At 61.2% G+C, this 13,724-nt stretch carries 15 protein-coding genes; 12 read left to right on the top strand and 3 right to left on the bottom strand.

Going from position 1 to position 13,724, the window contains the following annotated elements:
* The first annotated feature begins 39 nt into the window (after nucleotides 1-39).
* From ACIOMR_RS13380 to ACIOMR_RS13350, 7 genes are all read left to right on the top strand, one after another.
* Nucleotides 40-441: an ACT domain-containing protein gene (locus ACIOMR_RS13380; RefSeq protein ID WP_003213000.1), complete on the top strand. Its 402-nt coding sequence runs from the start codon at nucleotides 40-42 to the stop codon at nucleotides 439-441.
* 5 nt (nucleotides 442-446) lie between these two features.
* A complete protein-coding gene (locus tag ACIOMR_RS13375; protein WP_003212999.1) occupies nucleotides 447-1,049 on the top strand; it encodes a LysE/ArgO family amino acid transporter in 603 nt (200 codons plus the stop codon).
* A 175-nt stretch (nucleotides 1,050-1,224) separates the two neighbouring features.
* Nucleotides 1,225-1,821 (top strand): superoxide dismutase, encoded by a 597-nt coding sequence (locus ACIOMR_RS13370; RefSeq protein ID WP_003212997.1) that lies wholly within the window; start codon nucleotides 1,225-1,227, stop codon nucleotides 1,819-1,821.
* A gap of 158 nt (nucleotides 1,822-1,979) precedes the next feature.
* Nucleotides 1,980-2,177, top strand: a complete 198-nt coding sequence (locus ACIOMR_RS13365; RefSeq protein ID WP_003212995.1) for a hypothetical protein — start codon at nucleotides 1,980-1,982, stop codon at nucleotides 2,175-2,177.
* Between the two features lie 270 nt (nucleotides 2,178-2,447).
* On the top strand, nucleotides 2,448-4,499 hold the full coding sequence (locus tag ACIOMR_RS13360; protein WP_003212994.1) for a bifunctional diguanylate cyclase/phosphodiesterase: 2,052 nt from the start codon (nucleotides 2,448-2,450) through the stop codon (nucleotides 4,497-4,499).
* 162 nt (nucleotides 4,500-4,661) lie between these two features.
* On the top strand, nucleotides 4,662-5,999 hold the full coding sequence (locus tag ACIOMR_RS13355; RefSeq protein ID WP_003212990.1) for an imelysin family protein: 1,338 nt from the start codon (nucleotides 4,662-4,664) through the stop codon (nucleotides 5,997-5,999).
* Nucleotides 6,000-6,263: 264 nt separating this feature from the next.
* Nucleotides 6,264-7,718, top strand: a complete 1,455-nt coding sequence (locus tag ACIOMR_RS13350) for a TrkH family potassium uptake protein (RefSeq protein WP_177068810.1) — start codon at nucleotides 6,264-6,266, stop codon at nucleotides 7,716-7,718.
* Here the strand turns inward: ACIOMR_RS13350 and ACIOMR_RS13345 are convergent.
* Nucleotides 7,675-8,730, bottom strand: coding sequence for an AraC family transcriptional regulator (locus ACIOMR_RS13345; RefSeq protein ID WP_003212986.1), 1,056 nt, complete (start codon nucleotides 8,728-8,730; stop codon nucleotides 7,675-7,677). The two genes, ACIOMR_RS13350 and ACIOMR_RS13345, sit on opposite strands and share 44 nt — an antisense overlap.
* Before the next feature lie 161 nt (nucleotides 8,731-8,891).
* Here ACIOMR_RS13345 and ACIOMR_RS13340 point away from each other — a divergent pair, with 161 nt between their 5' ends.
* Both ACIOMR_RS13340 and ACIOMR_RS13335 read left to right on the top strand, forming a co-directional pair.
* Nucleotides 8,892-9,203: a DUF962 domain-containing protein gene (locus ACIOMR_RS13340; protein WP_003212984.1), complete on the top strand. Its 312-nt coding sequence runs from the start codon at nucleotides 8,892-8,894 to the stop codon at nucleotides 9,201-9,203.
* Nucleotides 9,204-9,236: 33 nt separating this feature from the next.
* Entirely contained in the window at nucleotides 9,237-9,821 is a 585-nt protein-coding gene (locus tag ACIOMR_RS13335; RefSeq protein ID WP_401194564.1) for an HD domain-containing protein, read from the top strand.
* Here the strand turns inward: ACIOMR_RS13335 and ACIOMR_RS13330 are convergent.
* Entirely contained in the window at nucleotides 9,818-11,092 is a 1,275-nt protein-coding gene (locus ACIOMR_RS13330; RefSeq protein ID WP_052024259.1) for an MFS transporter, read from the bottom strand. The genes ACIOMR_RS13335 and ACIOMR_RS13330 overlap by 4 nt on opposite strands.
* 362 nt (nucleotides 11,093-11,454) lie before the next feature.
* Between ACIOMR_RS13330 and ACIOMR_RS13325 the strand changes: the two genes are divergently transcribed.
* The 3 genes from ACIOMR_RS13325 (at nucleotide 11,455) to ACIOMR_RS13315 (ending at nucleotide 13,117) form a co-directional block, all read left to right on the top strand.
* Complete coding sequence (locus ACIOMR_RS13325; protein ID WP_003212978.1) at nucleotides 11,455-11,583, top strand: hypothetical protein; 129 nt, start codon at nucleotides 11,455-11,457, stop codon at nucleotides 11,581-11,583.
* A gap of 74 nt (nucleotides 11,584-11,657) precedes the next feature.
* Nucleotides 11,658-11,831, top strand: a complete 174-nt coding sequence (locus ACIOMR_RS13320; protein ID WP_008430977.1) for a hypothetical protein — start codon at nucleotides 11,658-11,660, stop codon at nucleotides 11,829-11,831.
* A gap of 86 nt (nucleotides 11,832-11,917) precedes the next feature.
* On the top strand, nucleotides 11,918-13,117 hold the full coding sequence (locus ACIOMR_RS13315; RefSeq protein ID WP_003212974.1) for an MFS transporter: 1,200 nt from the start codon (nucleotides 11,918-11,920) through the stop codon (nucleotides 13,115-13,117).
* Here the strand turns inward: ACIOMR_RS13315 and arfB are convergent.
* Entirely contained in the window at nucleotides 13,114-13,527 is a 414-nt protein-coding gene (gene arfB / locus ACIOMR_RS13310; RefSeq protein ID WP_401194560.1) for an alternative ribosome rescue aminoacyl-tRNA hydrolase ArfB, read from the bottom strand. The two genes, ACIOMR_RS13315 and arfB, sit on opposite strands and share 4 nt — an antisense overlap.
* Nucleotides 13,528-13,724: the final 197 nt, after the last annotated feature.

Below are 13,724 nucleotides of genomic sequence, written 5' to 3'. Positions count from 1 at the left end.
AATAGCCAGCATCGCTTCTTCTTATTCAAGGACCTCCACATGGCTGGCGAAACCGCCCTGGCAACCCTGCTGCGCAGCATGAGCCCACAGCTCAATGACGGCGACTACGTGTTCTGCACCCTGGCCGACAGCCGAATCCCCGAAGGTTGCGAGGTGATCGGCAGCTTCCGCGAGCAGGAAGGCCTGACGTTGATCGTCGAGCGCCAGCAGGCCGAGCGGGCCGGACTGGCCTTCGACTATGTGGCTGCGTGGATCACCCTCAACGTGCATTCGGCCCTGGAAGCGGTCGGCCTGACCGCCGCGTTCGCCACGGCCCTGGGCCAGGCCGGGATCAGTTGCAACGTGATTGCCGGCTACTACCACGATCACCTGTTTGTCGGCCGCGCCGATGCCGAGCGCGCCATGACGGTGTTGCGGCAATTGGCGGCGGGCGCGGAGTAAATCCTATGTGGCAAAGCTATATGAACGGCCTGTTGGTGGCCTTTGGTTTGATCATGGCGATCGGCACCCAGAACGCGTTTGTGCTGGCGCAGAGCCTGCGGCGCGAACATCACCTGCCGGTGGCGGCACTGTGCGTGGTGTGCGACGCGATCCTGGTGGCCGCCGGCGTATTCGGCCTGGCCACCGTGCTGGCGCATAACCCGGTATTGCTGGCGATTGCCCGCTGGGGTGGCGCGGCGTTCCTGCTTTGGTACGGTACCCTCGCCCTGCGCCGGGCCTGCTCGAAGCAGAGCCTGGGCGAGGGCGAGAACCTCAAGGTACGCTCGTTGAAGGCGGTGATGCTCAGCGCCTTGGCAGTGACGTTGCTCAACCCCCACGTGTACCTGGACACCGTCTTGTTGATTGGCTCCCTCGGCGCCCAGCAAACCGAACCGGGCGCCTACGTGGCCGGCGCCGCCAGCGCTTCGTTCCTGTGGTTCATGACCCTGGCCCTGGGCGCCGCATGGCTGGCACCGTGGCTGGCGCGTCCCGCCACCTGGCGGATTCTGGACCTGCTGGTAGCCGCCATGATGTTCAGCGTGGCCTATCAATTAATCAGCGCAGCGTAGATATTCCAAAACGCTCTGGAACCTCTATCCCACACAGTTGTTGCGTGGTTTTGCCGCACCCCCGGTGCTATGATCCAGCCCCTGCGCCGCAAAGAGTACAAACTCCCCGGCGCTTGTTTGGCCGCCCGTGATCGGCCTTGCGCTCACCGCAACTGACCTGATTAGGAGAATCATCATGGCTTTCGAATTGCCGCCGCTGCCCTACGCACACGATGCCCTGCAGCCGCACATTTCCAAGGAAACCTTGGAATACCACCACGACAAGCACCACAACACCTATGTCGTGAACCTGAACAACCTGGTGCCTGGCACCGAGTTCGAAGGCAAGACCCTGGAAGAAATCGTCAAGTCTTCTTCGGGCGGCATCTTCAACAACGCCGCTCAGGTCTGGAACCACACTTTCTACTGGAACTGCCTGGCGCCAAACGCTGGCGGCCAACCTACCGGCGCACTGGCTGAGGCGATCAACGCTGCCTTCGGTTCGTTCGACAAGTTCAAGGAAGAGTTCACCAAGACTTCCGTCGGCACCTTCGGTTCCGGTTGGGGCTGGCTGGTGAAAAAGGCTGACGGTTCCCTGGCCCTGGCCAGCACCATCGGCGCCGGCAACCCGCTGACCAGCGGCGACACCCCGCTGCTGACCTGCGACGTCTGGGAACACGCTTACTACATCGACTACCGCAACGTGCGTCCAAAGTATGTGGAAGCGTTCTGGAACCTGGTCAACTGGAAGTTCGTGGCTGAGCAGTTCGAAGGCAAGACCTTCACCGCTTAAGTACCGCTTGCAGTAGAAAGAGCCCGGCGATTGCCGGGCTTTTTTGTGGGCGATTACAAATGGAAAAATGCCAGGAAAACGCTGGAACTCATCAAAAGGATTTCGCCACGCAGCATGTAAGAGGAATGTCCCTCTGATTGACTGCAGGAGAACTTGATATGGATCTAGCATCTTTGATCGGCATGGCCCCTCAAGCACTTAACGTGTTCGATAACGTGACAGATAAGGGCCTGGACGTCCTGGACAAAAGCTTGGGCATCCTTGATAAGACCGTGGACATAGCTCGACAGGCCTTGGGACAAATCGACCCTCAGGCGCAAGACCAGCCACAACCGCCGAAAATTTCGTTTACCTGATGGGCGCTGACGCTCGACGGTTTGTTTCGCTGGCCTGAAAAACCCGCGCTCGTCCTGAAAAGACAGTACAAGAAGTCGGCACGTACGATCCGCCGACTTCACTCCATGCCAGGCCTGCCTTTCCATTCCCCCTCCCAACGTCTTACCCCCGGACGCGCTCATCTAAACTGCAAAACCTGCCCTGGCCGCAATGTCCCTTTGACTGCCCTCACGGGATTGCCAATACTCATGGCATATTGAGGCTACCCGCATGGAACAAGGAATAACCCTTTGAAGCTGGAACTCAAAAACAGCTTGTCGGTGAAGTTGCTACGGGTGGTACTGCTTTCGGCATTGGCCGTGGGCGTGGTACTGAGCGCGGCGCAGATCGTCTTTGATGCGTACAAGACGCGCCAGGCCGTGGCCGGTGATGCCCAGCGCATCCTCGACATGTTTCGCGACCCGTCCACCCAGGCCGTCTACAGTCTGGACCGGGAGATGGGCATGCAGGTCATCGAAGGCCTGTTTCAGGATGATGCCGTGCGCATGGCCTCCATCGGCCACCCCAACGAAACCATGCTCGCGGAAAAAACCCGCGACCTGCAACAATCCCCGAGCCGCTGGCTGACCGACCTGATCCTGGGCCAGGAACGCACGTTCACCACGCCGCTGGTGGGGCGCGGGCCTTACAGCGAGTACTACGGTGACCTGAGCATCACCCTCGACACCGCCACCTATGGCAAAGGGTTTCTTGTCAGTTCGGTGATCATTTTCATCTCCGGGGTGCTGCGGGCGCTGGCCATGGGGCTGGTGTTGTACCTGGTCTATCACTGGCTGCTGACCAAGCCGCTGTCGCGCATCATCGAGCACCTGAGTTCGATCAACCCCGACCGCCCCAGCGAGCACAAGATCCCGCAGCTCAAGGGCCACGAGAAAAACGAGCTGGGGCTCTGGATCAACACCGCCAACCAGTTGCTCGAATCCATCGAGCGCAATACGCACTTGCGCCATGAGGCGGAAAACAGCCTGCTGCGCATGGCCCAGTACGACTTCCTGACCGGCCTGCCGAACCGCCAGAAACTGCAGGAGCAACTGGACAAGATCCTGATCGACGCCGGCCGCCGGCAACGTCGGGTCGCGGTGTTGTGCGTGGGGCTGGATGACTTCAAAAGCGTCAACGAGCAGTTCACCTACCAGGCCGGCGACCAGTTGCTGCTGGCCCTGGCCGACCGCCTGCGCGCCCACAGCGGCCGCCTCGGCGCCCTCGCCCGCCTCGGCGGCGACCAGTTCGCCCTGGTGCAGGCCGATATCGAGCAGCCCTACGAAGCCGCCGAATTGGCACAAAGCATCCTCGACGACCTGGAAGCCGAATTCGCCCTCGATCACGAACAGATCCGCCTGCGTGCCACCATCGGCATCACCCTGTTCCCGGAAGACGGCGACAGCACCGAGAAGCTGCTGCAAAAAGCCGAACAGACCATGACCCTGGCCAAGAGCCGCTCGCGCAACCGCTACCAGTTCTATATCGCCAGCGTCGACAGCGAAATGCGCCGCCGCCGCGAGCTGGAAAAGGATCTGCGCGACGCCTTGAGCCGCGAGCAGTTTCACCTGGTGTACCAGCCGCAGATCAGCTATCTCGACCACCGTGTGGTGGGTGTCGAAGCGTTGATCCGCTGGCAGCACCCGGAGCACGGCCTGGTGCCGCCCGACCTGTTTATCCCCCTGGCCGAACAGAACGGCACCATCATTGCCATCGGCGAATGGGTACTGGACCAGGCCTGCCGGCAACTGCGGGAATGGCATGACCTGGGCTTCACCGAGCTGCGCATGGCGGTCAACCTGTCGACCGTACAGTTGCACCACGCCGAGCTGCCACGGGTGGTCAACAACCTGCTGCAAATCTACCGCTTGCCGCCGCGTAGCCTGGAGCTGGAAGTCACCGAGACCGGCCTGATGGAAGACATCAGCACCGCCGCCCAGCACCTGCTGAGCCTGCGCCGCTCCGGGGCACTGATTGCGATTGATGACTTCGGCACCGGCTATTCGTCCCTGAGCTATCTGAAAAGCCTGCCGCTGGACAAGATCAAGATCGACAAGAGCTTCGTCCAGGACCTGCTGGATGACGACGACGATGCGACCATCGTGCGGGCGATCATCCAGCTCGGCAAAAGCCTTGGCATGCAGGTGATCGCCGAGGGTGTGGAGACCGCCGAACAGGAGGCCTACATCATCTCCGAGGGTTGCCACGAGGGTCAGGGCTACCACTACAGCAAACCCTTGCCGGCACGGGAGTTGGTGGCCTACTTGAAACAGGCCCAGCGCAATAACGCCGCCATTCTCTGAAGCGATGCCGGCCATCGGGGCCACGCGCACCGATGGCCGGCAAATCGATACTAAATATTTCCTGCTTATAACGCTTTACACAAAATGCAAATCTTTCGCATTATGTCGCAGTTTTGCGCGCCCCCCGCGTGCCCCATCAACAACCGAAGCAGGATGTTCGCCATGATTCGTATGCCCCTGGCCACCGCCAGCCTTCTCGCCATTGCCATTTCGCTCGCCGGTTGCGGTGAAGGCAAAGACAAGGCCGCCGCGCCTCAAGCCCCGGCAGCCGCCAGCACCACCGCCCCGGCGGCTGCCCCGGCAGGCCAGGTAGACGAGGCCGCCGCCAAGGCTGTGGTCGCGCATTACGCTGACATGGTGTTCGCGGTGTACAGCGATGCCGAGTCCACCGCGAAAACCCTGCAAACCGCGATCGACACTTTCCTTGCCAACCCGAACGACGACACCCTGAAAGCGGCCCGTACCGCCTGGATCGCCTCGCGCGTGCCGTACCTGCAGAGTGAAGTGTTCCGCTTCGGCAACACCATCATTGACGACTGGGAAGGCCAGGTGAACGCCTGGCCCCTGGACGAAGGCCTGATCGACTACGTCGACAAGACCTACGAACACGCCTTGGGCAACCCTGGCGCCACCGCCAACATCATCGCCAACAACGAGATCCAGGTCGGCGAAGACAAGGTCGATGTCAAAGACATCACCCCGGAAAAACTCGCCAGCCTGAATGAGCTGGGCGGTTCCGAAGCCAACGTAGCCACCGGCTACCACGCAATTGAATTCCTGCTCTGGGGCCAGGACCTGAACGGCACCGGCCCGGGCGCCGGCAACCGTCCAGCGTCGGACTACATGACCGGTGATGGCGCCACTGGCGGCCACAACGAGCGCCGCCGCACCTACCTGCGCGCCGTGACTCAACTGTTGGTCAGCGACCTGGAAGAAATGGTCGGCAACTGGAAGCCCAACGTCGAAGACAACTACCGCGCCACGCTGGAAGCAGAACCTGCGACCGATGGCCTGCGCAAGATGCTGTTCGGCATGGGTAGCCTGTCCCTGGGCGAGCTGGCCGGTGAGCGCATGAAGGTTTCCCTGGAAGCCAACTCGCCGGAAGACGAACAGGACTGCTTCAGCGACAACACCCACAACTCGCACTTCTACGACGCCAAGGGTATTCGTAACGTTTACCTGGGTGAGTACACCCGCACCGACGGTACCAAGATGACCGGCGCCAGCCTGTCCTCCCTGGTGGCCAAGGCCGACCCGGCGGCCGATGAAGCGTTGAAGGCTGACCTGGCCTCCACCGAAGCGAAGATCCAGGTGATGGTGGACCACGCCAACAACGGCGAACACTACGACCAGTTGATTGCTGCCGGTAACGACAAAGGCAACCAGATCGTACGTGACGCCATCGCCGCATTGGTGAAGCAGACCGGTTCGATCGAACAGGCTGCTGGCAAGCTGGGCATCAGTGACTTGAACCCGGATAACGCTGATCACGAGTTCTGATCAGTGCCGCGTTGAATGAGGCGACCTTCGGGTCGCCTTTTTTGTGCCTGCCCTCCAAGCTCCATCAACCAGCACAAATCTCCTGTGGGAGCGGGCTTGCTCGCGAAAGCGGTGGGTCAGCCAATGCATCCGTTGACTGATACACCGCTTTCGCGAGCAAGCCCGCTCCCACACTTGATCTGCCACGTCTCCAACGCCCCCCCGGTTTACTTGCCCTGCACCGCAGGTAGAATGGCGCCTTTCCTGTCACCCCGAGCGGACCTCATGGCGTTGCCGACCTTACGGATAATCGGTTTCATTATCGGCATCTTCCTGATCACCCTGGCGATCGCCATGGTCATCCCCATGGCGACCCTGGTGTTTTTTGAACGCACCAGCGACCTGCCGTCGTTCCTCTGGGCCAGCCTGATTACCTTTATCGCGGGCCTGGCGCTGGTCATCCCCGGCCGCCCGGAACACGTGCACCTGCGCCCGCGGGACATGTACCTGCTGACCGTCTCCAGCTGGCTGGTGGTGTGCATCTTCGCCGCACTGCCGTTCCTGTTGACCCAGCACATCAGCTACACCGACTCGTTCTTCGAAAGCATGTCCGGCATCACCGCCACCGGTTCCACGGTGCTCAGCGGCCTGGACACCATGTCCCCGGGCATCCTCATCTGGCGCTCGCTGCTGCACTGGCTCGGCGGTATCGGCTTTATCGGCATGGCGGTGGCGATCCTGCCGCTGCTGCGCATCGGTGGCATGCGCCTGTTCCAGACCGAATCCTCCGACCGCTCGGAAAAGGTCATGCCCCGCTCGCACATGGTGGCGCGCCTGATCGTGGCGGCGTACGTGGGCATCACCATCCTCGGCAGCCTGGCGTTCTGGTGGGCCGGGATGGGGCTGTTCGATGCGATCAACCATGCGATGTCGGCAATTTCCACCGGCGGGTTTTCCACTTCCGACGAATCCCTGGCCCACTGGAAACAGCCGGCGGTGCACTGGGTGGCCGTGGTGGTGATGATCATGGGCAGCCTGCCGTTCACCCTGTATGTGGCCACGATGCGTGGCAACCGCCGGGCGCTGATCAAGGATCAGCAGGTGCAAGGCTTGCTCGGGTTGCTGGTGGTGACCTGGCTGGTGCTCGGCACCTGGTATTGGTGGACCACCAATCTGCATTGGCTGGAGGCGCTGCGCCACGTGGCGGTAAACGTCACTTCGGTAGTCACTACCACAGGTTTTGCGCTGGGGGACTACAGCATCTGGGGCAATTTCTCGCTGATGCTGTTCTTCTACCTGGGCTTTGTGGGCGGTTGCTCCGGCTCCACGGCTGGCGGGATCAAAATCTTCCGTTTCCAGGTCGCCTACATCCTGCTCAAGGCCAACTTGAACCAGTTGATTCACCCGCGAGCGGTGATCAAGCAGAAGTACAACGGCCATCGCCTCGATGAAGAAATCGTGCGGTCGATCCTGACCTTCTCGTTTTTCTTCGCCATCACCATCTGCGCCATCGCCCTGGCCCTGTCGTTGCTGGGCCTGGACTGGATGACCGCGCTGACCGGCGCCGCCAGCACCGTGTCCGGTGTAGGCCCGGGCCTGGGTGAAACCATCGGCCCGGCCGGTAACTTCTCCACCCTGCCGGACGCGGCCAAGTGGATCCTGTCATTCGGCATGCTGCTGGGCCGGCTGGAGATCATTACGGTGTTTGTGCTGTGCATTCCGGCGTTTTGGCGTCACTGACAGGCAGCTCATGCAACCGCGCCCGGTACTCGCCGGGCGTGGCATCGAACCAGCGGCGGAACGCACGAAAGAAGTTGCTCGGGTCGGCAAACCCCAACAGGTAGGCAATTTCCAGCAGGGTCATGCTCGGCTGCGCCAGGTATTGCTCGGCCAGTTCGCGGCGGGTGTCGTCGAGCAAGGTCTGGAAACTCGTGCCCTCCTCCTGCAAGCGGCGCTGCAAGGTGCGCTGGGACAGGTGCAACGTCTGCGCAACCACTTCACGCTTGGGCTCGCCCTGGGGCAGCAATCGGCATAGCACCTGCCGCGCCTTGTGGGTCACCCGGCTCTCGGAAAACCGCGCCAGGTACTCCCCGGCAAAACGATCGTGCAACAACGCCATCGCCTCGTTCGCCGTGGGCAACGGCGCCTCCATATCGGCCCGTTCGAAGATCAGCGCGTCATAGGGCGCGTTGAACACCAGCGGTGCATGGAAGGCTTGTTTGTAGGGCGCCAGGTCCGCTGGCTGATCGCCCTGCACCAGCACCTTGCGCGGTTGCAACGTGCGCCCGGTCAGCCAGCCGCATAACGCCAGGGCACTGGCCAGGGACGCTTCGGCACTTTGCCGGGTAGGCGGCAGGTGGTCGCCGTGCACCGTCAGAATCAGCGCATAACCTTCGGGTAACAGGCGGAAACTCAGGTCGGCACTTTCAGCAATGATTCGCTGGTAACGCACCAGCCGCATAAAACCTTCAGCCAGGGTATTGCTGGACATCAAGGCGTAGCCGGCCACATGAAACGATGCCGGGCGCACCACCTTGCCCATGTTCAAGCCAATCGCCGGGTTGCCCGACAGCTCGACCGCACGCTGCCAGAGCCGGGTCATGGAGTCCTGGGGGAAGCGTGCATCCGGGTCATTCAGCGCGGCGTAATCCAGGCCAAGCTGCTTGAACAAGGCACGGCAATCCAGGCCGTCCATTTCCAGCGCCTTGACTATCCCCATCGCCCAGCTTGCAGAAGTCGTTCGTTCGCTCATGGCGTTTTCTTAACAAGGAAGGCTGAAACGACAGCCAGGAATCCGAAGGATACTAAAGTGGCATCTATTGTCACTGGCTGTTACCACTGATGACTCTAGACTCAAATAAGCTCCCCGCCGAACATCTGTCGGGCAGAACAATAACCAGAGGGCCGACCACTGTGGAAAATGCCAGGCAATTCAACAGCTTCGCCGATTTCTACCCGTATTACCTGAGCGAACACGGCAACAGTACGTGCCGTCGCCTGCACTTTATCGGCACCAGCCTCGTTATCTTCATACTCGCGTTGGCGATCGGCAAAGGTGCGTGGTGGCTGCTGCTGGCGCTGCCGGTGGCCGGCTACAGCTTTGCCTGGATCGGCCATTTCTTCTTTGAAAAGAATCGCCCGGCGACCTTCCAGCATCCGCTGTACAGCCTGTTGGGGGATTTCGTGATGTACCGCGACATGATTCTGGGCAAGGTGCCGTTCTAGCCCCACGCTTGAAGAACAATAAGAGAGGCTTTGATGAACCAGCAGGCCCGTTTCACCCATATGCAGGATGGTACCCAGGAAGACTGGGCGATCATCGCCAAGGATTTCAGTGCTTACGCCCGGCAATTGCCAAGCCGGATCCTGGCGCATCTACGGCTGCTGGAGGGCGACTTCGGCGGCTTCCCGGTGGACCGCCTGACCCACTCGCTGCAAACCGCCAGCCGCGCCTGGCACGATGGCCGGGATGAAGAGTACGTGGTGTGCGCCCTGCTCCACGACATCGGCGACACCCTCGGTTCCTACAACCACCCGGACATCGCCGCCGCGATTCTCAAGCCGTTCGTAAGCGCCGAGAATCTGTGGATGGTGGAGAAGCACGGGATCTTCCAGGGCTACTACTTCTTCCACCACCTGGGGATGGACCGCCACCTGCGCGAGCAATTTGGCGACCACCCGCAGTACCGGCAAACCATCGAGTTCTGCGCGCAGTACGACGCGGCGGCGTTCGACCCGGCCTACGACACCCTGCCGCTGAACTTCTTCGAGCCGATGCTGGCGCGGGTGTTTGCCCAGCCGAAGAACTCGCTCTACAAGGCGGCGATGGAACGCCAGGGTTAAACCGGCAGCAATGTGCCGCCGTGACCGGTTTGGGTGGCTGGCTCCGGATCTTTGACGATCTCCCGGGCCACCATCAGGATCACGATGGCCGCAATGATGTCGAAAATTGCCAGCACCACAAACAGCGGGCTGTAGCCGACCTTGGTCACCAGCACGCCGAACACCGCAGTAAATGCCGCAGCCCCGATAAACCCGCACATCTGCCCGCCACCGGTGGCGGTGGCCACGTCATTCTTGCCGAATGAGTCCGAGGCGATGGAAAACAGTGCACCCGACAAGGTCTGGTGGGCGAAACCGCCGACACACAGCAGGGCAATCGCGGTGTAGGCACTGTCCACCAGGCCGATGCACGCCGGGCCGATCATGCACAGGCAACCGAACAGCATCACCAGCTTGCGCGAGGTGAACAGCGAGACCTTGAAGTAGCGGTGGAACAACGGGCTCAGGTAGCCACCCAGCACACAGCCAATGTCGGCGGCCAGGAACGGCAGCCAGGCGAACAGCGCCATTTCCTTGATGTTCATGTGCCGCTCGGTCATCAGGTACAGCGGAATCCAGGCATTGAACGTCTGCCAGGCCGGCTCCGAGAGCATCCGCGCCGAGGCGATGGCGAAAAAGTTGCGGCTCTTGAGGATGCGCTTCCAGCTGGCTTTCTTCTGCACGCCTTCCTTGAGGTGGGTTTCCTGGCCGGCCTCGATGTACTCACGCTCGGCCTGGGCCAGCAGGCGCTGGTCACGCGGGTGCTTGTACAGCAGCAGCCACAGCCCGCTCCACACCAGGCCGATGCCGCCAACGATCAGGAATGCCAACTGCCAGCCGCTGTGCAAAATCGCCCAGACCACCAGTGGCGGCGCCAACAACGCACCAAACGACGAACCAAAGTTGAACCAGCCGATGGCGACGGAGCGCTCCTTGGCCGGGAACCACTCGGTAATCGCCTTGACGCCGCCGGGGAAGCCCGCCGACTCCGTCAGCCCCAGTGCGCCACGGGCCACTGCCAGGCTCTGCCAACCGGTGGCGAATGCCGCCAGGGCACAGACTACCGACCAGGAGATGGCGAAGATGGCAAAGCCCATCTTGGTACCGATCGCATCGATCACATAACCGGCGATCGGCTGCATCAAGGCGTAGCACACCTGCCAGGCAACAACGATGTGGGAATACTGCTCAGTGGAGATGCTCAGGTCGGTCATCAGCGTGGGGGCTGCGACTGAGAGCGTGTTGCGGGCCAGGTAGTTAATAATCAGGCCGACCGTCATCAGCCCGACCATCCACCAACGGATGCCTTTGATTTTCATCGCTTCACCTTAATTATTTTTAGATTTGAGGCGTACGTTCTGCGACCGAGCGCATCCGTATTACGGGCGCTATAAAACTGTAACGTCATATGTCGTCATACAACTGTTAGCGTTATATTCAGTCCGCAGCACGATGTCAATCCGTTAAGGGTGATGTTGTACGATGACAATCGACACCCCTGTGGCGCCACGTCACTTGCGCGGCGGGATGAAGACGCGTTCATTTTCTGAGATAAAATCTTTCTGTCATTTACAGTGCTGTATCCTGCACAGGCTTTTTGAACGCGCGGAATCACCTGCGATTGATAAAACAGATCTTGCGAGGAGCGACGACGATGCACGAAATCCCTAATCTCCCCTTCCCAAGCCTGCACGAAACTGAGCAGCCAACCCCGCAACAGGCCGGTGCCACCAAGCCCGAGCCCAAAGAGGCAAAACCGGTCGACCGCAAGAGCGAAGACTGAGAGCCGTACCCAGACCGTGTGGAAAGCGTGACATTGCGCGCTTTCCACACCGCCTGAACACCGTGAGCCCCGCCATGACCGACACCACCCCTGATACCGCCCTGCTCGACACTGCCTTGCACATGGTCGACGTATGGAACCGCCTCACCCCGGAAAAACAGGCCCTCCTGCTCAAGCGCTTCGGCACCCAGGAAAACGCCCTCGCCGCGTTGGTAACCACGCAACTGCTCAACCCCGCCGATCGCTAAAAGTTTGCTTTGCTGTCCCCGCACGCGCCCAGCATCGGTATCATAAGCAGCCTATCTTTTCCTGCTGCGACAGTGGACCTCTCCCCATGCCAGATACCCAGCGCCCCATGGCGGTCACGCTGCAAGTCGTTTCCATCGTTTTGTTCACCTTCATCGGCTACCTTAATATCGGCATTCCCCTGGCCGTGTTGCCTGGCTATGTGCACAGCGACCTGGGCTTTGGCGCCGTGATCGCGGGCCTTGTGATCAGCGTGCAATACCTGGCCACTCTGCTGAGCCGGCCCTATGCCGGACGCATCATCGATAACCGCGGCAGCAAGCGCGCCGTCATGTACGGCCTGGCCGGTTGCGGGTTGAGCGGCGTGTTCATGTTGCTCTCGGCGTGGCTGTCACACCTGCCGGCGCTGAGCCTCACCAGCCTGCTGATTGGCCGCCTGGTGCTGGGCAGCGCTGAAAGCCTGGTGGGCTCGGGTTCCATCGGCTGGGGCATTGGCCGGGTGGGCGCGGCGAATACCGCCAAGGTCATCTCCTGGAACGGCATCGCCAGCTACGGCGCCCTGGCCATCGGCGCACCGCTGGGGGTGTTGCTGGTCAGTCATTTCGGGCTGTGGAGCATGGGCGTCAGCATCATCCTGCTGGCGGTGCTGGGCCTGCTGCTGGCCTGGCCGAAAGTCGCCGCGCCGATCGTGGTGGGCGAGCGCCTGCCGTTCATGCATGTGCTAGGGCGCGTGTTGCCTCACGGCTGCGGGCTGGCGCTGGGCTCGATCGGGTTTGGCACCATCGCCACCTTCATCACCTTGTATTACGCGACCCAGCATTGGGATAACGCGGTGCTGTGCCTGAGCCTGTTCGGTGCCAGCTTTATCGGGGCGCGGTTGTTGTTCGGCAATTTGATCAACCGCATTGGCGGGTTTCGCGTAGCGATTGCCTGTTTGTCGGTGGAGACGCTGGGGCTGCTGCTGCTGTGGCTGGCGCCGGATCCTCATTTGGCGTTGGCGGGTGCGGCGTTGAGCGGGTTTGGCTTTTCCCTGGTGTTTCCGGCCTTGGGTGTGGAGGCGGTCAACCTGGTGCCCGCCTCGAGCCGGGGTGCGGCGGTGGGGGCGTATTCGCTGTTTATCGATTTGTCGTTGGGGATCACCGGGCCGTTGGCCGGGGCGATTGCGGCGGGGTTCGGGTTTGCCTCGATCTTCCTGTTTGCGGCGATCGCGGCGTTTGGCGGGTTGCTGTTGAGCCTGTATTTGTATCGGCAGGCGCCGAAGTATCGCGAAGAACGTCAGGCGAGTTAGAAGTCCACCTTGCCGCGGCCGGCCTTGATGCTGCCGCGTTTGGTCTTGGATTCGAGGCGGCGCTTCTTTGAGCCCAGGGTGGGTTTGGTGGGGCGGCGTTTCTTTTCGACCTTGGTGGCGCTGAGGATCAGTTCCACCAGGCGCTCGAGGGCGTCGGCGCGGTTTTGTTCCTGGGTTCGGTATTGCTGGGCCTTGAGGATCAGTACGCCTTCGCTGGTGATGCGGGTGTCGCGCAGGGCCAGCAGGCGTTCCTTGTAGAAGTCAGGCAGGGACGAGGCCGAGATGTCGAAACGCAGGTGCACGGCGCTGGAGACCTTGTTGACGTTTTGACCGCCAGCGCCCTGGGCGCGGATGGCTGTCAGTTCGATCTCGGCGTCGGGGAGGTGCACGTTGTTGGATATCACCAGCATTTTTTGATCGGGCCTTGGGGTGGAGGGGTAAGGATACGCCAATGTGTTGGGCTGCTGGGGGCTGGGGGCTGGGTACATATCCGTTATTTGGGTGATGGCTGATATTGGTTCCGCTCTTACAGCGGCTCACTTTTGAACAGCGCAAAAGTAAGCAAAACGCTCTTGCCCCACCACTCGGCACCTCGCCTAGGCTCGGT

Source organism: Pseudomonas sp. NPDC087814 (genome assembly GCF_044742865.1).
Lineage (GTDB): Bacteria > Pseudomonadota > Gammaproteobacteria > Pseudomonadales > Pseudomonadaceae > Aquipseudomonas.
This window is presented reverse-complemented; position numbering and strand designations above follow the sequence as displayed.